Origin of the sequence: Cytobacillus sp., assembly GCF_964223445.1 — a bacterium.
In the GTDB taxonomy this organism is placed as follows: domain Bacteria; phylum Bacillota; class Bacilli; order Bacillales; family Cytobacillaceae; genus Cytobacillus.
Window position 1 is genome coordinate 1 of the sequence record NZ_CAXQGS010000127.1, and the last position, 19,982, is coordinate 19,982.

The 19,982-nt window shown below is 42.7% G+C and carries 22 protein-coding genes; 2 read left to right on the forward strand and 20 right to left on the reverse strand.

Annotated elements, in window-relative coordinates; all coding sequences use genetic code 11:
* The 12 genes from ACEQ1T_RS21285 to acpS form a co-directional block, all read right to left on the reverse strand.
* Nucleotides 1-355, reverse strand: a 355-nt coding sequence (locus ACEQ1T_RS21285) for a phosphoenolpyruvate carboxylase (RefSeq protein WP_370224699.1), incomplete at its 3' end; no start/stop codon positions are given.
* Complete coding sequence (gene rsbW, locus ACEQ1T_RS21290; protein ID WP_370224649.1) at nt 301-777, reverse strand: anti-sigma B factor RsbW; 477 nt, start codon at nt 775-777, stop codon at nt 301-303. The genes ACEQ1T_RS21285 and rsbW, both read right to left, overlap by 55 nt.
* Nucleotides 774-1,106 (reverse strand): anti-sigma factor antagonist, encoded by a 333-nt coding sequence (locus ACEQ1T_RS21295; protein ID WP_009336305.1) that lies wholly within the window; start codon nt 1,104-1,106, stop codon nt 774-776. The genes rsbW and ACEQ1T_RS21295 overlap by 4 nt, the downstream gene beginning before the upstream one ends.
* A 61-nt stretch (nt 1,107-1,167) precedes the next feature.
* The gene (locus tag ACEQ1T_RS21300; protein ID WP_206845437.1) at nt 1,168-2,178 is read right to left on the reverse strand and encodes a PP2C family protein-serine/threonine phosphatase; all 1,011 of its coding nucleotides are present in this window, start codon (nt 2,176-2,178) and stop codon (nt 1,168-1,170) included.
* Nucleotides 2,179-2,189: 11 nt separating this feature from the next.
* Complete coding sequence (locus tag ACEQ1T_RS21305; protein ID WP_026580738.1) at nt 2,190-2,591, reverse strand: anti-sigma regulatory factor; 402 nt, start codon at nt 2,589-2,591, stop codon at nt 2,190-2,192.
* A 4-nt stretch (nt 2,592-2,595) separates the two neighbouring features.
* Complete coding sequence (locus tag ACEQ1T_RS21310; RefSeq protein ID WP_009336309.1) at nt 2,596-2,958, reverse strand: STAS domain-containing protein; 363 nt, start codon at nt 2,956-2,958, stop codon at nt 2,596-2,598.
* Nucleotides 2,955-3,788, reverse strand: coding sequence for an RsbT co-antagonist protein RsbRA (locus ACEQ1T_RS21315; protein ID WP_206845439.1), 834 nt, complete (start codon nt 3,786-3,788; stop codon nt 2,955-2,957). The genes ACEQ1T_RS21310 and ACEQ1T_RS21315 overlap by 4 nt, the downstream gene beginning before the upstream one ends.
* Nucleotides 3,789-4,165: 377 nt before the next feature.
* Nucleotides 4,166-4,516, reverse strand: coding sequence for a type II toxin-antitoxin system endoribonuclease NdoA (gene ndoA, locus ACEQ1T_RS21320; protein ID WP_009336311.1), 351 nt, complete (start codon nt 4,514-4,516; stop codon nt 4,166-4,168).
* A gap of 4 nt (nt 4,517-4,520) precedes the next feature.
* Nucleotides 4,521-4,802 carry a CopG family ribbon-helix-helix protein gene (locus tag ACEQ1T_RS21325; protein ID WP_206845441.1) on the reverse strand — a complete coding sequence of 94 codons (282 nt, stop codon included), beginning with the start codon at nt 4,800-4,802 and terminating at the stop codon, nt 4,521-4,523.
* A 363-nt stretch (nt 4,803-5,165) separates the two neighbouring features.
* A complete protein-coding gene (gene alr, locus ACEQ1T_RS21330; protein ID WP_370224651.1) occupies nt 5,166-6,323 on the reverse strand; it encodes an alanine racemase in 1,158 nt (385 codons plus the stop codon).
* 177 nt (nt 6,324-6,500) lie between these two features.
* Nucleotides 6,501-7,514, reverse strand: coding sequence for an outer membrane lipoprotein carrier protein LolA (locus ACEQ1T_RS21335; protein ID WP_206845444.1), 1,014 nt, complete (start codon nt 7,512-7,514; stop codon nt 6,501-6,503).
* A 145-nt stretch (nt 7,515-7,659) separates the two neighbouring features.
* Nucleotides 7,660-8,013: a holo-ACP synthase gene (acpS, locus tag ACEQ1T_RS21340; RefSeq protein WP_370224652.1), complete on the reverse strand. Its 354-nt coding sequence runs from the start codon at nt 8,011-8,013 to the stop codon at nt 7,660-7,662.
* Between the two features lie 164 nt (nt 8,014-8,177).
* Between acpS and ACEQ1T_RS21345 the strand changes: the two genes are divergently transcribed.
* Nucleotides 8,178-8,903 (forward strand): rhomboid family intramembrane serine protease, encoded by a 726-nt coding sequence (locus ACEQ1T_RS21345; protein WP_370224653.1) that lies wholly within the window; start codon nt 8,178-8,180, stop codon nt 8,901-8,903.
* A 15-nt stretch (nt 8,904-8,918) separates the two neighbouring features.
* On the opposite strand, the gene ACEQ1T_RS21350 is transcribed toward ACEQ1T_RS21345, so the two are convergent.
* The 7 genes from ACEQ1T_RS21350 to ACEQ1T_RS21380 form a co-directional block, all read right to left on the reverse strand.
* Nucleotides 8,919-10,388: a PH domain-containing protein gene (locus ACEQ1T_RS21350; RefSeq protein WP_370224654.1), complete on the reverse strand. Its 1,470-nt coding sequence runs from the start codon at nt 10,386-10,388 to the stop codon at nt 8,919-8,921.
* Nucleotides 10,375-10,854, reverse strand: a complete 480-nt coding sequence (locus tag ACEQ1T_RS21355; RefSeq protein ID WP_370224656.1) for a PH domain-containing protein — start codon at nt 10,852-10,854, stop codon at nt 10,375-10,377. The genes ACEQ1T_RS21350 and ACEQ1T_RS21355 overlap by 14 nt, the downstream gene beginning before the upstream one ends.
* A gap of 173 nt (nt 10,855-11,027) precedes the next feature.
* The gene (gene uvsE, locus ACEQ1T_RS21360) at nt 11,028-11,990 is read right to left on the reverse strand and encodes a UV DNA damage repair endonuclease UvsE (protein WP_370224657.1); all 963 of its coding nucleotides are present in this window, start codon (nt 11,988-11,990) and stop codon (nt 11,028-11,030) included.
* A 115-nt stretch (nt 11,991-12,105) separates the two neighbouring features.
* Nucleotides 12,106-13,581, reverse strand: a complete 1,476-nt coding sequence (locus tag ACEQ1T_RS21365; protein ID WP_280516132.1) for a DEAD/DEAH box helicase — start codon at nt 13,579-13,581, stop codon at nt 12,106-12,108.
* Between the two features lie 505 nt (nt 13,582-14,086).
* On the reverse strand, nt 14,087-14,782 hold the full coding sequence (locus ACEQ1T_RS21370; RefSeq protein ID WP_370224658.1) for an alpha/beta hydrolase: 696 nt from the start codon (nt 14,780-14,782) through the stop codon (nt 14,087-14,089).
* A 311-nt stretch (nt 14,783-15,093) separates the two neighbouring features.
* Nucleotides 15,094-16,467, reverse strand: a complete 1,374-nt coding sequence (gene murF / locus ACEQ1T_RS21375; protein WP_370224659.1) for a UDP-N-acetylmuramoyl-tripeptide--D-alanyl-D-alanine ligase — start codon at nt 16,465-16,467, stop codon at nt 15,094-15,096.
* Nucleotides 16,468-16,569: 102 nt separating this feature from the next.
* Nucleotides 16,570-17,646, reverse strand: coding sequence for a D-alanine--D-alanine ligase (locus ACEQ1T_RS21380; protein ID WP_370224661.1), 1,077 nt, complete (start codon nt 17,644-17,646; stop codon nt 16,570-16,572).
* A gap of 470 nt (nt 17,647-18,116) precedes the next feature.
* Between ACEQ1T_RS21380 and ACEQ1T_RS21385 the strand changes: the two genes are divergently transcribed.
* Nucleotides 18,117-19,307: a dicarboxylate/amino acid:cation symporter gene (locus ACEQ1T_RS21385; protein WP_206845455.1), complete on the forward strand. Its 1,191-nt coding sequence runs from the start codon at nt 18,117-18,119 to the stop codon at nt 19,305-19,307.
* A 247-nt stretch (nt 19,308-19,554) separates the two neighbouring features.
* On the opposite strand, the gene ACEQ1T_RS21390 is transcribed toward ACEQ1T_RS21385, so the two are convergent.
* Entirely contained in the window at nt 19,555-19,974 is a 420-nt protein-coding gene (locus ACEQ1T_RS21390) for a universal stress protein (protein ID WP_206845456.1), read from the reverse strand.
* Between the last annotated feature and the right edge of the window lie 8 nt (nt 19,975-19,982).

The window sequence follows — 19,982 nt, forward strand, 5'->3', positions numbered from 1 at the left end:
CAGCTCCATACCAGCCGGTTAGTGTATTACGTGTTTGGGCCCAGCCAAATACCCACGGAATAGCTCTGTAGTTGTCTAATGAAGTAACTTTATTAGATCTTTTTACAGGTCTAGAGCCGATATTTAATGTTGATAGTAAGCTTACGGGTGTAAAATTCTCAAAATAATTAATGAGATTATTCTTATCTACAAGACTTCTGTATTTTGAATAGGAATTATGTGATAACTCTTCAAATATATTTTCATATTTCAAGTTTGATTCAAGAGTGCTTGAAGATGTATTAATAAATGCTGCAGAACCTAATTTAAGATTTTCATTTTTGCATCCCTCTCCACCTGCTCTCCCTCTAGGTATTTGGTCATAAAGACCGTAACACCCTCTTTGTGATGAATTCTTACTTCATCCATCAATGTTTCAATTAGGTATAGACCCAAGCCTCCTTCACGCAGGAATTCCACAGAATCAGTCTGGTCGTATGGCCCAATGCCTTGTCTTGCAGATTGGAAGTCAAAACTTTTTCCGCTGTCTGCGACCATTACCTCTAGACGGTCAGTGTATAAACCGAACCCGATGACTACTTCTCCTTGCTCATTCTGTTTGTATGCGTGTTGGACTGCATTGGTGCAAGCTTCACTTGTAGCGATTTTAAGATCTTCAATTTCTTCATATGCAAATCCCATTCTGCTGGCGATCCCTGATAGCGTCAGGCGGATTACCCCGACAAATTCCGGCTTAGCCGGAATTTTCACCTCTATATAATCAAATGGCTCGTTCATTGTACTCCACCTTCAATCCCGCTGTTAATATCAATAATATCGGCTAGGCCTGTAATTTCGAAAAGTCTCTTTAAACGGTCCGACAAGCCAACAATCTGAAATTTGCCGTTATTGGCGCGGACATTTTTAAATACACCAACAAATACACCTAAGCCGGTACTATCCATATAAGAGACTTCAGATAGGTTGACCACCATTTCTACGCCCTCTTTTTCTGTTAAAGGAAACAGCTCTTCACGGAGTTTAGGAGCTGTATACGCATCAATTTCTCCGCTTACCATTGCTTCAATCAGCATATCATTTTCTTTTACATCTATTGTAATATTCATAACTGACCCACCTCTTTACATGTCAACTGCTTTTTAAATAGTTACCCGCTTTTAAAACCCATTAAACATTTCTTTTTAAAATAATTAAGGTAAAATCGTCCCGCAATTGAAAATGCTGAAGTTTTTCAAGTTCTTTATATACGTTATTAACAATTTCCTGTGCACTTAAATGAATGTATTTCTTGATTAATTCCAGCAATGATTCCTTTTCTATAAACCCTTCTTCTGTACGGCATTCAGTAACCCCATCTGACATTAATATAATCATATCTCCGGGATTTACTCCTTTTTCATACTGGCGGTATTTAGTTTTTTTATCAATGCCGAGAAGGAGGCCTTTCGCTGTCAGTTCGGTAAATTCACCCGTCTCAGCAGCAAAGAATAGTCCAGGTTCGTGTCCGGCAGAACCGTAAGAGAACATATGGCTGTTCGTATCATATATTCCATAAAACATAGTAATGAACATTGTTAAATCTACGTTCTGTTCTACGACCCGATTCAGATTTTCCAGAACCGTTTTAGGGTCATTGCGGTTTTCAGGCAAACTGTCCATGGCATATTTAATCATGGACATACACAAGGCCGCCGGCAGCCCTTTACCGATTACATCAGCAATGGCTATGCTGATTGTGCTGTTTTCATCCTGAACAAAATGGAAATAATCACCGTTCATATGCTTGGCAGGAACACTTATGGCTCCAATATCCAAACCTTCAACAGAAGGAACCTGTGTTCCCAGCAAGGTCTGCTGGACGTTCGCAGCTATTTCCATTTCTGTCCTGAGTTCCTGCTGAATATGCTTTAAGTTCTGGTGTTCCCGATAGGCAAAACCATAGCCTATCATGACTTCCAGAAGGATATCAAAAGAATGGTGAACATACTCAGGCAAGTCAGGATAAAGTTCGCCCATCAGACTTTTATGAACGCTGATAATCTCTTCAGGAGAGATTTTGTGCTCGATCGACTTCCTGCTGAACTTCTGGCCCTGATACAAAGCCTGTTCAGATTGTTCCTTAATATAATTCTCAAGAATATCCCGATACTTTGATTCCATCATTTCTCGGAAATCCATACCGCTTCCCCCTAACGAAGCCACTTAGTTGCTTTTATATCTGTTCCGGTTCCAGGATTGGAGTCAATTAAGAACTCATCCATTAACCGCTTCACACCCGGCAGACCGGCTCCTAATCCCCCTGATGTAGAGAATCCATCTTCCATTACTTGGCGTAAATCATTGATTCCAGGGCCGCTGTCTACCGCAACTATACGCAATCCCGCTTTTCCGCCGTCGTATATTTTTTCAATACAGATTTGCCCTTGTCCGGCGTATAAGTATATATTCCGGGCAAGTTCACTAATGGCTGTAGTGATTCTAGCCTGGTCAACTGTACCAAAACCAAGCTCTTTAGCAACATTCCGCCCAAGCTGGCGGGCTGCAACGATGTCCCATTCGTTTATGATTTTAACGCAGGATTGGTTTTCCATACAGTTACTCCCCCAATTCCTGTTGTAATTTCTCCAAACCTTTTTCTAGATCTAATGCAGTAAGGACATCATCTAACCCAATACCTAACTCAATAAGCGTAATTGCTACGGCAGGCTGTATCCCGGTTATGACTACTTTTGCACCCATCAGTTTGGACATATTTATTACGTCGCCGAGAACTTTAGCGATGAATGAATCAATAAAGTCAATGGATGTTAAATCAATCACGACTCCATTTGCGCTGGTCTCATGGATTTTATGGAGCAGATCCTCCTGAAACTGCAAAGCAGTCTGGTCATCCAATTCCCACTGGATGGAGACTAATAGGCAATCGTTCAGCTTTAAAATTGGGATTCTCACTCTCATTCCGCTCCCTCCACACTCACAATTTTGCGGCTGGTTAACTCAAGCGCCGCTTCTACACCCTTTTTCAAGGTATTCTTTGTAGTAAACTGATTTAAATCAATTCCCAAGTTTACAATGGTTTGGGCAATTTCCGGACGGATGCCTACAAGCATGCATTTCGCTCCGACAAGCCTTACAGCATCTGCTGCCTGTATGATATGATGGGCTACCATCGTATCAACAACCGGCACACCTGTTATATCAATAAGCACCACTTCTGAACGGTGTTTTACTACTCCATTCAAAAGGTTCTCCATAATCTGTTTCGCCCGCTCTGTATCAATTGTTCCGACAAGAGGCATGACTGTAATTCCTTCGAATACTGGAATCAGCGGCGCAGATAGTTCCTGAAGCGCAATTTTTTGGAGAGATACAGTTCTTTCCCAAGTGGTTGAATACATATTTACCACTTCATTGACCATGGGAGTCATCCAGCTGTCAAACTCGTAAATGACTTTCATCTGGTTTTCCTGGGTAACAACCCCGGCTTCCTGCATGTCCTCAAATACAATCTTTCCGAATGTTTGGAGCCCTTTTGTCACAAAACTGAGAGGCCAGCCCAAACGTACGATTTTCTCAGAGAAGTCACTCAATTTTGAAGTGAATTCCTCATTTGAACTTTTTATATTAGAGATAATCAGGTCAATGAATTCCCGGCTTGTTCCGATAAATACCTGATCAGATACTACCTTCGTAACCCTTTCATCCGCATTTTCCTTTGTGGCCTCAAGCCACTCATTGAATATGGAATCTTTGTTGTTTTGTATATAATTCAATATTGTGGAATTCATTTGTTCCTCCCTATCTTAGCATATATCTATTATTAGCCTTCCAATTCTCCTTTATTGTAAAGAAGATAAAAAATCTTCCTGTCCCGTATATATCAATTAAATGATAACAGTGAATGCCAGTCAAATGATACCTATATGATGCGTAATGAATAAACTCCCATCGTTGGTTAATTCGACAATTTTTAATTAAATCCCTTTTTTCACTTCACATCTCAGCTGATTACCATCGAACATTGAAGTGTATTCTCATATGAAACGGGTATATTTACAATACCAGATAATTTTATATATTAAATGACTCTCTTTTTTACCCTCTTTATAAGGAACTAAACCTCTTTCCTGATAAAATAAAAAAACGCCCTTCAAAAGAGCGTTTGTTAAAATTCGATGAGGCCTAAGCTGATTTGCACGGCTTCATCCACTTTTTCCATCATTTCGTCATCGAGATGGGTTATTTTATCGGTTAAGCGTTGTTTATCAATTGTACGAATCTGTTCTAATAAGATGACCGAATCCCTTTCAAAACCATAACGCTTCGCATCAATTTCAACGTGAGTAGGCAGCTTCGCTTTTTGAATCTGAGCTGTGATTGCTGCAACAATTACTGTGGGACTAAACCGATTCCCGATGTCGTTTTGGATGACAAGCACTGGACGGACGCCGCCTTGTTCTGAACCAACAACTGGGGATAGGTCTGCAAAATAAACGTCACCACGTTTGACAATCAAAGGATTATCCTCCGCTTACTAGACGTTCAACTGTGTGTTCTGCCTCATATTCCGCTTGAAATGCTTCAGATGCAATCGTCAAATTTATTTTCGCCATCTCCATGTAGCCTCGTCTCATGGACTCGCGAATTTGTCTCTTTCTGCGTTCGCGCAAATACATTTTGGTTGCCTGATAAATGAATTCGCTCCGGTTAACGTTTTCCTGTTTTGCAAATCCGTCTAACTCGGTTAAAAGATGCTGCGGTAATTTCACCATTATCTCTGTTGTTGTGCTGGAATCAGACACAAACATACACCTCCACCATCACTACACACCATTTTTATATCTACCATTTTCAATATTACCATTAATAAAGCCCAATGCAAAGGGGATTCTTTAATTCTTCTGTATTATCGTCCAAAAAAATAGTATTTTATGCATGATTCCAGAAAAGCGGAAGCGCCTTGCTCACGATTGAACGCAGACTAAAAACGCAACGTCCTGTGGCAACGTCTGCATGACCCGCATCCTCCCAAATGCTCTCCTTTTGATCGTGCGATGTTTATGCTGACGAAGCCTTACATGTTTATCTTATCAGTATGCCTCATCGCTTATTCCATTTCTTTTTCCGGACGATAGCTCAACTGGGCAGCAAATAAAATTTACGCGTTATAGCAGATAATTAATTCCCCCGATAATTTTACCATCTCTTTTATATATGCGCGGAACCCGGGAAGATACCATGCAGGTTACTTCATAGTTGATGGTTTCAAGTTTTCCGGCGATTTCGTCAACCGGAATCTTTTCTTTCCCCTGCTCACCGATCAGGGTTACTTTTGTACCAACAGGCATTTCATGCGGAAGCTTAATCATGCATTGATCCATGCAAATTCTTCCAACAATTGGAACTCTCAATCCTTCAGCAATAACCTCCTGTCCCTGCAGCTTTCGGATCCAGCCATCTGCATAGCCAATCGGCAATGTCGCAATCCATTCATCTTCCTGTGCCTCATAAGTTGCACCATAGCTGACTTTCTCGCCTTTATGAAGCTTTTTCACATGCACAATAGAGGTATGGAGAGAAAAAGCTTCTTTCAGCTGGAAAGGAAGTTCAGGCTTAATTTCCATGGAAGGAGCCAGCCCGTACATACTGATCCCCATTCTGACAGCATTGAAGTGGGCTTTGGGGAATCTAAGGCCGGCCGCGCTGTTGCTGGTATGGATGCACTTCGGCAAAATCTCCAGCCAGCCGGTCATTTCCTCAAATCTGCTCAGCTGGTTTTCAAAATAAGCATTCTCCAATGAATCCGCTGTTGCGAAATGTGTAAACACTCCTTCAAGCAGAAAGCGCTTGTCCTTTTTAATAACGCTCTCAATTCCCTTAAGCTCATCAAAGCTTCGAATACCCAGGCGGCCCATTCCTGTATCAAACTTTATATGAATATTTAAGACTTCTCCCTCTTCCACATATTCTTTTGCTTGAGTGAGCCACTCCTTTTGAAAAACGGTCAGAGAAATATTCTTTGCCGCTGCTTCGCCTGCATGCTCCGGGCGGCTCGCTCCCATTACTAAAATCGGAGCTGCAATCTTTTTATTTCTCAAAGCCATCGCCTCATCCAGTGTGGCAACAGCCAGAGAGGATGCGCCCGCTTCCAGAGCAGCTTCGGCCACCGCAGCATCTCCATGCCCGTACCCATTTGCCTTCACAACCGCAATGAGGTTTGTTCCTTCTTCTGCATGTTTTTTCATTGACTCTACATTATATGAAATATGATCCAGATTTATCTCTGCCCAAGTGTCCCTGTACATTTTTGTTTGTTCATACATCGATGTCTTCACGTCCTTTAGCCGTTGCTTCTCTACATGTCGATTATTAAACTCGGGCAGAGGGTTTGTCAAATGGTTATTTTTTATCAAAAAGCTTTGAAAGCTGATTTCCGATGCAGGCCAATCATCTCCATCAAAAAAACAGGCCCCCTATGAGACCTGCTTTTTGCCGGTGATTTATTTCACCATTTCCCCCTGTACAGAGCGGGCAATTTCGGACATTTCTTCAGGTGATAAATCGTTGGATGCAATCATATAATCCACACCCAGGTAGGTCCAGGAAATGGTGTTGTCAGAAAGTGCACCAATGGTAAAGCCAAGGTCAACAGGCTCGCCTTTAACTGAAGTAACGACGGATGATGTCGGCATGACAGCTGCCTTTTCCTGCACAAGAGTGAAGGATTTTTCTCCATCGTATGTCAATACAACACGTTTGCCATCTTCTGTTTGCACTTCCTGCTCATCAACCAGCTTTACATCTGCCATTTCCATCTGCGGATATTTAACCGCGAATTCCTGATCCTCCACCTCTGCCATCACCGGCACTTCGAGCTGGGCGCCTGTCATGTTCTTCTGCATGTCAAAATCTTTCTTATCGAAGCTTGCATTAAACTTTACATTTGAAAAATCTACTGTTACAAGTGCATTTTTATCAGGATCCATAACCTTTACACTGACTGGGGATAAATCTGACTTCTTGAGCTTGATTTCCTGGATAGGGAGCATCTGGTTATTTTGATAGCGTGTTTTTGTTTCAAACACATAATGATCTTTTGTAGCGGAGAACTTAGCTTCTTTATCCTCCATAATATCCTTGACTAATGATTCATATAAATAAGCCTGGCTGCTGTTTTGCGGCCAATCGCTCTGGAAACGGAAGCTCTTGTTTAGCGCAGGAGTAAGGACAAATACACCGTCATCGTTACGCAGAATCATTTGACTTTGTTCCTTTTGGGCGTTTTTCAGATTCACCCGGTAAAAGTCAGGCTCCTTATGCCATACTTCAATTTCGTAAGTTTGCGGGTCAGTCCCCATCTGCAGAGTCATCTTGGCCTCTGCCTTGTATCCTTTAATGTCTTCAAGCTTATTGTTAAGATCCTTTACGACATCTTCCTGTGACTTAGTTCCACAGGCAGACAATGCAAGAACTACCAAAAGCCCGGCAAGCAGCATGAACCACTTTTTCTTCATTCCTTCAGCCCCTTTGTCTCATTTCAGTGAGATCGGCCCAAACTTCCGGCCTGTCTCTCCTATCGCATTATGAATATATGAGACAACCTTAGGGAATATGCTAGGAGGAATGACAAGCATTTGAAATTCTTCAGCTTGCCAAATATCAAGTTTTTTCTATAACCACCTGAGCCACCGCATATCCTCTGCTATGGGAAATCGACAAGTGTATCCCATCTTTAAATGGCTTCGAAATATAAGGCTTTCCCTTTTCATCCTTTTCAATTTCAATATCCTGAAAGGAAAGTTCTTCCCCAATTCCAGTACCCCATGCCTTTGAAAAAGCTTCTTTTGCTGCGAACCTCCCGGCAAGATATTCAGCCCGTCTCTTTTCCGGCAAGCAGCGATAGCCTGCCTGCTCTTTTGGTGTCAAAATCCGTTCAGGAAACCGCTCCTGCCTGGCGATAATTTTTCGTATACGCTCCAGATCTGCAATATCAATCCCAATACCGGAAATCATCTCTCATCTTCCTTCTATTTATATTATTCGCTGCATAAAGAATACAGTAGAAGCAGTATTATGTACACATTATAAGATGAATAAGTGTTTTGGCATGCTGAAAAACCGCTTTTCAGGCTATGATGTAGATACACGGTCCAACAATTCAAGCACGGAGGAGAGCCATGTTTACAAGAACGGAAAGTTTTAAGGAATTTATCCGCTACTATCCTGTTGTTTCTGCTATCATTTGTATCCATATTATCATCTATCTATTAACAGTCATTCCCCTATTTCCAAATACACTTATTTTCGAAAAGCTTGCAGGTGTCAATTTATATATTGTTCAAGGTGAATACTGGCGGCTTCTGAGCCCAATCATACTGCACAGCGGTTTCCCCCATGTTTTGTTTAACAGCTTTTCTCTCGTTCTCTTTGGCCCTGTCCTGGAACGGCTGCTCGGAAAAACCAGATTCATCCTGCTTTACATCACAGCTGGGGCAGCAGCGAATATTGCAACACTGCTTCTTGAACCATTGACATATATTCATGTGGGTGCCAGTGGTGCGATTTTTGGCCTTTTCGGATACTTTGGTGCAATCATCGTATTCCGAAAAGAACTTTTATCCAGGGAAAACTCACAAATCATTCTGACCATTACTATAATCGGCGTAGTTATGACCTTTCTGCAGCCAAACATCAATATTACAGCCCATTTATTCGGCCTCCTTGCAGGTTTTCTGATTGGTGCGGCATCACTGGCCAAAGGCCGTACATCTTCTTCATCCAGCACAATACAGCCCGGACGACTTTCTGGCATCAGGCCTACATTAAAAGGGGTCCCAGCCTCAAAGCTTGTTCTCTGGGGAATCATTATCATTTTGGCTGTACTGGGGTTTTTAGCCAGATAATTCAAAAAAAAGCGCTCATGGGCGCTTTTCCTTTTTCAAATAACTTCTGTTTAATCCAGTATAAGAGTACCACTTATAAATAGCATAAACTTCTTTCCGGTCAAGATCAGGGACCGTTCCTCCTGTCCCCCCAATCCCTGACATGGCCACAGCTTCTATGGTAGCCAGACTGCGCTTTTTCTGAAAATAACTTTCGCTAATGGTGAGGGACTGTATTCTATTTCTTTTCATAAAGACCGTAGTCCTGACAATCCCGCGATATCTGAGAGCAAGCTGCTGAGGGCTGATATCCCAGCCTGCATCCCTGTATTTGAGATACGACCACCCCAATGAAAGGATCAGCAGCACTAAAGAAAAGTATCCCCATGGCCTGAAAAAGAGAAGCGGAACAGCCACAAAAGGCAGCACCCACATAAACCCTCTCCATAAATAGCGGTTAAGCGCCCTTTTCGGAGCTTTAAAGAATCCGGGCTGCAGTTCATAGTGCAACAAGTGGGGCTTTAACAGCCCGGCAATCCGTGTTTTTTTCACAATCGGCAGGATCATTAGGCGGGCGCTTTCATTATCCTCAATAGAGCCTCCTGCACTTTCAATATAGACAGTCGCCAGGCCAAGCGGCTGCCTAAGCAGATTTTCCCTGAACTGGATAGCCTGAATGCGATTCAGCGGAATCGTCATCTGCCTTTTCTCAAGCAGGCCTCTTGTGACAATCAATTCCTTCTCTGTCTTTATTAATGTAAAATCGGCATATTTCAGCATACTGCCTATAAGGGCTATCAGCCATGCAATAAAAAAGACGATGAAGACCAGGATACTTACAAATATAATTCCGTTGGCAATAAATCCTTCAAGCCCGGCAAACACCTTTTCATAGGGAATGATTTCTTCAAATTGAAAAACAAAAGCAAAGACAGCCGAAATAACGACACCAGCCCCGCCTGAAGTTGATGCCAGAAGGAGCAGCTCGCCAGGAGAAATTTTATAAATCACTTCCCGGTTCTGCAATGCTGCTTCCATTTCGGAAGGATTCTTTTTAGCGGCTGAAAATGCCTGCTGAATGAACTCTGCCTCTTTTTTAGAAATAGCCGTCAATACCGCTTCTGCCTCACCAGCACCGCTTGATCCGGCTGTCTCCACTTTCATCTTTACAAGGCCAAATGGCCTTTGCAGCAAACCTTCCGATAAGTCAAGACTTTGAATTCTTTCAAGCGGAATATATCTCTTCTTCCTGATCAGAACACCATACTCGATTCGAAGCTCGCCTTCCTCCAGTCTATAGGTATATCTCCACCAGGTAAGGACCCCAATAAAAAAAACCGCGATTATGACCCCTAAAGACAGGACAAGCTGAACAATTTCCCCATTTCCTCCTCTGCTTCCAAAGACGACAAAAACAAGAAAAGGCACCAGCATTTCCTTAAGGTGTTTCAGGAAGTTGGCCACCGCTGATATTGGGTGCAGCCGTTTAGGATTAAACATCATCATCTGCAGCCCTTGCCAGCATGGAAATGCAAAAACGCAATTCCTCTGCTTCGTCCACATCCAATGCCGGTATTTCATGAACTGTCGCAGCTGTCGAGATGGTGACAGTAGCAAGACGATATTTACGCAATATCGGCCCTTGCTTGGTATCCACATGCTGCACCCGAATCATGGGAACAAGGGTCCTTTTAATCACAAATATCCCATGTTTAAGCTCTATTTCATTTTCCCGGACCTCATACCTCCATCTTTTCCACCTTAAAGAGGGGAAAGTCATAATGACCAGGTAGGCATAAGCGGAATAAAACATTAAGGAAGCTCCAATAACCCAAATAGGCCAATTAAACAGGAAAGCAGCAGCAATAGCGCCCCCTGATAACACAAAAGGAAAAACAGAGTGGATTGTGCCGGAGATTCTCCATGCAAGCAGCCCCCTTGCCGGTATCCTTTTATGCGGCTCTGTAATCATGCAGTACCCCCCGCAATTCCATAAAATTAATAGTATTCAAAAAGCCCAGGAGTCAGTTCCTCGCTCAAAACCTCTTCAGTATATGGCGTTTTGAATCAGCTCTTTCACTTCTATAAGTATACATGACAGAAAAAAGAAGTGTCTCCCTTTTATGAAAAAAGTGGGAGTGCTTCTTAGATTTCAAAGCTGGAAGAATCAATAAAAGTCAAATTGGGGTTCATTCTCAAATCTTCAGCAAGTTTAAATAATGCGCTGTCCTTCATTTTCGCTTCAATCATACAATGGATCTCAGGCACTGACCCCTTAATGTTCTGAAGAAACTCCATGAACATATCAGCATTAATATAATCGGCATGCGCTCTGAAATCTTTGTCTGATCTTGGACTGGAAATATGCATTTTCACAGGCAGTTCTGAATGGTCCCATGTCGCTGCGACCCTTTCCCATTGCCCCGTCCAGTTATCATTCTCAAAGTTGGCAAGGTGATGGTGGTAATCAAACACAAGAGGAATCCCAAGTTTTTCACAAAGGTAGAGTGTATCACCAAGTGTAAAGGTGGTATCGTCATTCTCGAGGATCATCATTTGCTGGATTCCTGAAGGTGTAAAGCCCCAATTATGGATAAATTGTTCGAGAGCCTTCTCTTTATCATCATATCCTCCGCCCACATGCAGAACACAGCGATGAGCAGGATTCAGCCTCATGCCTTTCAGCAGGGCTTCATGCATTGCCAGCGTTTTAATGGAAATATTCAATGTATCAACTTTCGGTGAATTAAGGAGCACAAAATGGTCCGGATGAAAATCCACCCGCATAGGATGTTCATCCAGAAAGTCCCCGATTTTGGATAGAGCTTCTTTAAGAGGGCGCATATACTTCCAATCAGAGAGTTCCTCATGATTGGCTAGAGGAATCAGCCGGGAACTAAAGCGGAAAAAGTGGATATCATGGGCTGCATTGTGCTTGAGAAGTCTCAGGCAGTTTTCAAGATTTGATACGGCGATCCGCTCCAGTCTTGCTATAGCTGCCTCGCGGTCTTTAATGGCCGAGAATTGCTTGAACGTCATCGTTTGCGATGGTGACGCGTTTTTCAGATTCATACTCATCGCTACATACCCAAGGCGTACAATCGTCATGTCGGTTCCTCCCGTACAGCATTTCCCTTAGTATGTACGGCTGCCGCTGAGAAATTGCAGCTCTTAATATTGAGGCCAAATAAAAAGAGAGCAGAATCTCTGCTCTCCAAATTTATTAACGATAGCTGCTGCTATTCGAACGATTATTGTGGCTTTGACGTTTTCCAGTGTGGCCTTGACGGGATTTGTATGCTCCCTTCTGGCCTCCTTGTCTGCCTTTTCCGTTATAGCCTCCACGGCTGCGGTCATTCGGCTTTCTGTCACGCTTAGATGGAAGCGGCTTTTCCTCTGTTAATTTAACCGGAGTTGTATCCGGTTCTTTTGTCAGCATTTTCAGCACTGCCTGGACCACTGTTGAAGCGTCCTTTTGTGCCAGAAGCTCATCTGCTGCTTCTTTATAGCTGTCAAGATTGTTTTCCTCAATGGTTTGCATGATTTTTTCCATGACTGCTTTTTGCTGGCCTTCAAGCGCCTCATCCAGTGTTGGAGCATCCATGCGTTCCATTTTTCTCTTGGTTGTACGTTCTACGACATGCAGATACGATTTTTCGCGCGGATTGATGAATGTCATCGCAACGCCCGTTTTTCCAGCACGTCCTGTACGGCCGATGCGGTGAACATAGCTTTCAGGATCCTGCGGAATATCGAAATTGTACACATGTGTGACGCCGGAAATATCCAATCCGCGCGCAGCAACATCTGTTGCAACTAGGACGTCAATGCTTCCCTCTTTGAACTTGCGAAGAACAGAAATCCTCTTAGCCTGGCTTAAGTCACCGTGGATTCCTTCAGCCATGTATCCGCGAAGGTTCAAGGCTTCAGCCAGTTCATCGACACGGCGCTTTGTACGTCCGAACACAATTGCCAATTCAGGTGATTGTATATCGAGAAGTCTTGTCAGCACATCAAATTTATTCTTTTCATGCACTTCAATATAGTATTGTTCAATCGATGACACAGTCATTTCCTTTGCTTTTACACGGACAATTTGAGGGTCTTTCATGAAGCGTTCTGCCATTCTGCGGATTGGAGCAGGCATTGTAGCAGAGAAAAGCAGCGTCTGGCGTTCTTCAGGAATTTGTGCAAGGATCGCTTCAATATCGTCAATGAATCCCATGTTAAGCATTTCATCCGCTTCGTCAAGAATAGCAGTATGGACATGGTCAAGACGCAATGTTTTGCGGTTTATGTGGTCCAAAATACGTCCTGGCGTTCCAACGATGATATGAGGCTTGTTCTTCAAAGCGCGGATTTGGCGATTAATATCCTGGCCGCCATAAATAGATAGGACTTTCGTTCTTTTGCCGTAGCCGATTTTATACAGTTCTTCCGATACTTGAATTGCCAGCTCACGAGTTGGAGCAATCACAATTCCCTGAATGAAATCCTTTGTGTTATCGATTTTATCAATCATCGGGATTCCGAATGCAGCAGTTTTTCCTGTTCCTGTCTGCGCCTGCCCGATCAGGTCTTTATTCTCTAAACTCAACGGAATGGTCTGGGTCTGAATAGGAGTCGCTTCTTCAAATCCCATTCGCTTCAGTGATTTCATTGTTTCCGGGCTGATGCCCAAGTCTTGAAACTTTGTCAATGTATTCATTCTCCTTCTAATCATAGAAAAATTTTGTCCCTGCAAACCTGCAGGCAGGAATTCTCCTGAAAATTGGCCTATGAGTCACTCTTCCGGACGATTATAAGAAAAGTTAGGGCACCCCGTAAGGAGCCTTTTAACCGACAGTACCCGGTCTCTAGATGCTGTAACTTCTTATTTTTATAAAAAGTGCGGTTATGTTTCGTTAAGAAGAGTCCCACTCACTATGAAACCCGCTTGAGGAAAGGATGAGGGTAAATTCTATCCAAATTGTTCACGGACAATCAGGTCTCTAAAGATGAGTTCTAACATCGAGAAAGCACTCATCTATTTTGGCCATACTGAAGTATGACATTCTCAGCAATACCTCTGTATTTAATGAAAAAAGACATTCTCCTGCTGGAGCATGTCCGGGTTCTCAAAAGAAGTTCCTGTTGGCACTTTGGTGTTTATATTACCATTTTCAAGTAAGCATTGCAAACTTGAAGGCTGGCTGAAAACCTTATCATTCCGGCTTTTTTTGAAGAAAACCAAGGATCTCCCGAAAGAGGCGTTCCCCTTCCCCGCAATGGCAGATAAGATGTTTCGAGTCCTTTATAAAAATTAATTTTTTGGCAGATGAACTTATATTATTGTATAAATATCTGGCACTTCGCGGAGGCACAACTCCATCACTTTCCCCTTGCGCAATCAATGTCGGAACAGTGATCTGGTTTAAGATAGGTTTGATAGCGGCCACAAGCCTGCGGAATTGAAGAGTTGCCGTAATCGGTGTCGCACTTATTTTCCGCTTATATCTGACGAACATCTCATTGTCTGCCAGGTTTCCCTTGAAGGCATCCCTTGCCATCTCTTTAATATCGAAGAAAAGCTGTTTTGGATTTACGTAATAAGCAGCAGCACTAAGCAGAACCAGCTTGTCTACAGGGTAATGTACTGTTAAGTAGCTGGCGATCAGGCCGCCCATCGAAAAGCCGACTACATACACCTTCTCACAGCGGCTTATCAGTCTTTTCAGCTCTCCCTCTGCATGCTCAATCCATTTGTTATAGGCAATCCCTTTCAGCTTCAGTTCATCGCCATGACCCGGCAATGTCGGCACGGAAATCTCCCAGTCTGTATGTTTTTTCAAATACTCTGCCAAAGGTTCTACTTCAAATGGAGCTCCTGTAAAACCATGTATGCACATGCAGCCAATCATCCTCGAGTCACCGCCATTTTTGATAATTAATTCAATTATATTTTACACTTTTTCCTTTTTGCCATACTAATCAAACCTGTTAGAAGATAAAAAATTATAACGAAGGAACTATATAAAAATAATTTAAACCCCTGTTTCACGTGGAACAGGGGTTTTTTTCCTATAATAACAGATATATGAATTTTACCTTGGTAAAAATTCATTCTCTGACTAAATAAGTTAATGAGTGCTGAAGTGCACAGGGTGTCTTCATGCTGTTTCAGCTGCAATAGTATTCTGTTAAAGACATATTGTTATTCTTTTCTTAGCAATTATTGAAGGGCTGAGACGACTTCTTCCAGCTTTATTCCCCTGGATGCCTTAACCAGTACAATCGTTTCCTGATCCACATGTTTCTTCAGCTCTTCGATCAGCGGCTGTTTGTCAGTAAAGGCGGCTACCTGTTCATCAGGCAGGACCTCCTTCGCTCCCTTGGCGATAAATTCGCCAAGCTTCCCGAATGTAAATACATAATCAACCTTTTCAGGATCCACAGATTTTCCTATGGAGTAATGGAAATCTTCCTCTTGCGGACCAAGCTCCAGCATATCGCCCAGAACAAGAATTTTCTTTTTATATCCTGGCAGGTTGGCGATCAGTTCAATCGCTGCATTCATAGATGTTGGACTCGCATTATAAGCATCATTGATGATTTTTTCTCCACTTTGACCCTCGAGAAGTTCCATCCTCATGTTCGTCAGTTTTAGGCTCGCGAAGCCTGCGTTCATCTTTTCGTACGGAACACCGAAATGGGATGCTGCAATCATGGCTGCCAGGGCATTGAGAACATTATGGGTGCCTAAAACAGGCAAATAAAACTTCTCGCTGGACACATTGATTCCAAACGTGCTGCCGCTGTCATTCTGCTTGATATCCATCGGATACACATCATTTTCCCCGGTTCTTCCAAAGGTTCTTAAAGCTGCCGAACCAATGTAGGATTTCAGCTTTTCATCCAGGAGTGGCTCGTCGCCGTAATAAATAACCAGGCCATTTTCCTGAAGCCCATTTACGATCTCAAGCTTAGCTTCTGCAATCCCTTCTCTGGAACCTAAATCCTGCAGATGGGATTCCCCTATATTCGTAATAATCACTGCGTCAGGGCGTGCAAGCTTCGTAAGGAAATCGATTTCTCCCCTGCCGCTCATCCCCATTTCCAGCACCGCGATTTCCGTATCTTCCTCAAGAGCCAGAATGGTTAAGGGCAAACCGATATGGTTGTTATAGTTACCTTCCGTTTTTTGAACTTTATATTGCAGGGAAAGAAGGTTTGCGGTCATATCCTTGGTTGTTGTTTTGCCGTTGCTTCCTGTAATGCCTGCGACTTTTATCTTTAATTCATCACGATAGCTTCTCGCCAATTCCTGAAGAGCCGTTAGTGTATCTTCAACGATCAGGATTGGAAGATGAAGCGGGGGATTGGGAACATCCTTTTGCCAAAAAGCCGCAGCTGCCCCTTTTTCGATGGCATCTTCTACAAATCGATGGCCGTCCGAATTTTCACCTTTGAATGGAACGAACAAATTGCCAGGATTGATTTTTCTGGAGTCAATGCTGACGCCCTGTATGGATGTATTGTGAAAAGATGAACCATCATTCTCAATCTTTATCATTTGTTCAATTTCCTGAAGTGTTTTCTTTATCATATGGCGCCTCCTATTTCGGCATTATGAGCTCATAATGCCAGTTATGTATGAACAAAAGGAACACGACAAAGATGCCGTGTTTCCTTCAACAATTATGTCTTATTACATTGTGTGTTTGATGCTTTGTTTCTCAGCATGGCGCTCGATGGCCAGGTTGACAAGCTTTTCGATCAACTGAGGATAATCTACTCCCGTATGCTTCCATAGAAGCGGGAACATGCTGAAAGGTGTAAAGCCTGGCATTGTATTAACCTCATTAATGTATAGTTTCCCCTCTCTTGTTAAAAAGAAATCAGCTCTGACCAGACCTGAGCAGTCAAGCGCTTTAAATGCTTTAATGGCCATGTCCCTCAGTTCACTGTACTCAACTTCTGAGATTTCAGCAGGAATGATTAACGCTGTGTCCCCATCTTCATATTTGGCTTTATAGTCATAGAATTCAACTTTCGGGACAATCTCACCGGCAACAGAACATTCCGGATAATCATTGCCCAATACACCAGCTTCAATCTCTCTGGCTGTAACGCCTTCTTCAATGATAATTTTACGGTCAAATTGGAAAGCTTCTTTGAATGCTCCCTCAAGCTCTGACCGGTTTATGCACTTGCTGATTCCTACACTTGAACCCAGGTTGGCCGGTTTTACAAAACACGGGTATCCGAGTTCCTGTTCCACTTGATCATAGGCTGCCTCCGTCTCATTTTCCCACTCGCTGCGGATAAACCAGACATACTTTACCTGCGGCAGGCCTGCCTGCGCAAAGATATTCTTCATGATGACCTTATCCATTCCTGCAGATGAAGCCAATACTCCATTCCCCACATATGGCAGGTTAAGCAGCTCAAGCAAACCTTGAACCGTACCGTCTTCCCCGTTTGGACCATGAAGCAGCGGGAAGATTACATCAAATGGACCTTTATCCTGGGCACCCTGGAAAAGAGTCGGTGCCAAAGCCGTTGGAGGAAGTGCCTCCCCCTGGGAAAATTCCAGCTCCTTTACACTGGAAACAGGACCATGCAATTGAGGGCCCTTTACCCATTGCCCTTCTTCAGATATATAAATAGGATGGATTTCAAATTTCTCTAAATCCAATGCTTTAATCACAGCCATTGCAGTCTGCATGGATACTTTATGCTCTGCAGATTTTCCGCCGTACAAAAGGCCAACCTTTGTTTTCATAAAAGAACCTCCAATATTCAATCATGGACTAACCGGCTTCTCATGCCGCTTTATTCCGTTATTTTACCTTAACTGCTTTTTATGCTCTTTCAAGCTACTCTTTATTGTAACACTTTCATATTTAAGAAAGGGAGTGATTACATGTTCAATTCCACAGGAATTTTTTTCTCCGCATACGCCCATATTCCTATATGTATGAAAGGGCACTGAAAAAGGAAACTTTTCTTATCTAAACCAGTAAAATAATTTCCTTTTCTGGCATTAATTTAAACTCGCTTTCTTCTATTATTATCTTAAGAAAACGTTTAACCCCCTACGATAGAACGATTAACGAGAAAAACCCATAATCCCTAATAAATAATCAGACTTATTTTATTATTATAACAAAAGCTTAAGCTATTAACTTTTAATGCAAAACAGGATATAATCCTCCTAACAAAAACAACTGTATTTTTTAGGAGGACATAAAAATGAAGTTCGGATTGCTTCCCAGAATTATCGCAGCAATAGCATTGGGTATTTTATTAGGTTCTTTTTCTCCTGAATGGCTTATTCAGCTATTTGCTACTTTTAATGGACTGTTCGGGAACTTTCTTGGTTTTGCGATTCCATTAATTATTATCGGATTCATCGCGCCAGGAATCGGGAGCATGGGAAAAGGCGCAGGGAAACTGCTTGGGATTACAACCGGTTTTGCCTATGCTTCTACGATCACTGCTGGTTTAGTTGCCTATTTTTCTGCGACGGTGTTATACCCTGTTCTATTAAAAAATCAAAGCTTCAAAGAGTTTGAGAATCCTGAGGATGCCTTGCTTTCACCCTTTTTCCAGGTGGACATGCCTCCTGTAATGGGGGTTATGACGGCACTGCTGATTTCATTCACTCTAGGCCTTGGATTGGCTGCGATTAAAGGAAACACTCTGCAAAATGCTATGAATGATTTCCGTGATATTATTGAAAAACTGATTGAAAAGGTCATCATTCCATTGCTTCCTGTCCATATCTTTGGGATTTTCGCCAATATGACGCAAGGCGGACAGGTTGGCGCCATTATTTCTGTATTTGCCAAAGTATTTGTCATGATTATTGCTCTTCATCTTTTATTTTTACTGCTTCAATATTCAGCGGCCGGCAGCCTTATGAAAGCCAACCCGCTTAGGCTCATGAAAAATATGATGCCTGCCTACTTTACGGCACTTGGAACCCAATCCTCTGCATCCACCATTCCTGTTACGCTTAAGCAGGTTAAAAAGCTTGGTGCACGTGAAAAAGTCGCGGATTTCTCTGTTCCATTACTGGCAACGATTCATCTCTCCGGAAGCACGATCACCATTGTGAGCTGTGCGATCGCCGTGATGATGCTGCAGGGTCAAACGGCATCATTTGCAGAAATCCTGCCTTTCATTTTAATGCTTGGCATCACAATGATTGCAGCTCCAGGTGTCCCTGGAGGAGCTGTCATGGCCGCATTGGGTCTGCTTGAAAGCATGCTCGGATTTAACGAAACTATGCTTGCGCTTATGATTGCCCTATACCTTGCCCAGGACAGCTTTGGAACTGCGTGTAATGTAACAGGTGACGGTGCTCTGACGTTGCTTTCTGATAAGGCAAGCGGCAAAGATAAGAAGCTTCAGCATCAATCTGCAGTGAAAGCCGGCTAATTGAAAAAAGATGTCCCTGCTGGGGCATCTTTTTTTGGTTTAAGTGCTGTATTTATGAATTTTGCGGTACTAAGACGACATATCGGTCACTTACCTTAGTTTATCGGTCAGTTTTAAATTTTATCGGTCACTTTGTAAATATATCGGTCAGAAAGGACTCGATATCGGTCACTTTTTTTATTTATCGGTCACCTGGCGCAGCATCAGCTTTACACGGTACTGATAGTGAAAAGTGCACAGTTGAACTCTACTTAACAATCAAAACAGGAGCCTTCACACGTTTGGCTATTTTGTGACTGACACTTCCGAGCACCATTTCCTGGAGCGTATTCAGACCCCGGCTGCCCACTACAGCAACATCAAAATCCATTTTGTTGGCAAATTCCACAATGGCTGGTCCAGGCTCTCCCTGCAGGATCTTTATTTCATATGAAATGCCCTTTTCTTTTAATAAATTTTCTATTGGCTCTAAACGCTTTTTCCTCACCTGGTCCACTATACTTTTATCAAAATGATGAAGGATATCTTCTTTTGAGGTCTGGCCATCAACAGCATACACCACGGTAATTTCAGAATCAGGATTCTGTTCAGCCAGTTGAATGGCTTTAGCGGCTGCACGAATGGAATGATCGGATCCATCTGCAGCAATCAGTATTTTTTTAAACACAGAGCCTC

Bases quoted from the DNA above. Each gene is read 5' to 3' on its own strand.
- rsbW (WP_370224649.1), bottom strand. From the start codon at position 777: ATGAACGAGCCATTTGATTATATAGAGGTGAAAATTCCGGCTAAGCCG.
- ACEQ1T_RS21295 (WP_009336305.1), bottom strand. From the start codon at position 1,106: ATGAATATTACAATAGATGTAAAAGAAAATGATATGCTGATTGAAGCA.
- ACEQ1T_RS21300 (WP_206845437.1), bottom strand. From the start codon at position 2,178: ATGGATTTCCGAGAAATGATGGAATCAAAGTATCGGGATATTCTTGAG.
- ACEQ1T_RS21305 (WP_026580738.1), bottom strand. From the start codon at position 2,591: ATGGAAAACCAATCCTGCGTTAAAATCATAAACGAATGGGACATCGTT.
- ACEQ1T_RS21310 (WP_009336309.1), bottom strand. From the start codon at position 2,958: ATGAGAGTGAGAATCCCAATTTTAAAGCTGAACGATTGCCTATTAGTC.
- ACEQ1T_RS21315 (WP_206845439.1), bottom strand. From the start codon at position 3,788: ATGAATTCCACAATATTGAATTATATACAAAACAACAAAGATTCCATA.
- alr (WP_370224651.1), bottom strand. From the start codon at position 6,323: ATGTATGAACAAACAAAAATGTACAGGGACACTTGGGCAGAGATAAAT.
- ACEQ1T_RS21335 (WP_206845444.1), bottom strand. From the start codon at position 7,514: ATGAAGAAAAAGTGGTTCATGCTGCTTGCCGGGCTTTTGGTAGTTCTT.
- acpS (WP_370224652.1), bottom strand. From the start codon at position 8,013: ATGATTTCCGGTATTGGGATTGATATTGCAGATCTGGAGCGTATACGA.
- ACEQ1T_RS21345 (WP_370224653.1), top strand. From the start codon at position 8,178: ATGTTTACAAGAACGGAAAGTTTTAAGGAATTTATCCGCTACTATCCT.
- ACEQ1T_RS21350 (WP_370224654.1), bottom strand. From the start codon at position 10,388: ATGATGATGTTTAATCCTAAACGGCTGCACCCAATATCAGCGGTGGCC.
- ACEQ1T_RS21355 (WP_370224656.1), bottom strand. From the start codon at position 10,854: ATGATTACAGAGCCGCATAAAAGGATACCGGCAAGGGGGCTGCTTGCA.
- uvsE (WP_370224657.1), bottom strand. From the start codon at position 11,990: ATGACGATTGTACGCCTTGGGTATGTAGCGATGAGTATGAATCTGAAA.
- ACEQ1T_RS21370 (WP_370224658.1), bottom strand. From the start codon at position 14,782: ATGATTGGCTGCATGTGCATACATGGTTTTACAGGAGCTCCATTTGAA.
- murF (WP_370224659.1), bottom strand. From the start codon at position 16,467: ATGATAAAGAAAACACTTCAGGAAATTGAACAAATGATAAAGATTGAG.
- ACEQ1T_RS21380 (WP_370224661.1), bottom strand. From the start codon at position 17,646: ATGAAAACAAAGGTTGGCCTTTTGTACGGCGGAAAATCTGCAGAGCAT.
- ACEQ1T_RS21385 (WP_206845455.1), top strand. From the start codon at position 18,117: ATGAAGTTCGGATTGCTTCCCAGAATTATCGCAGCAATAGCATTGGGT.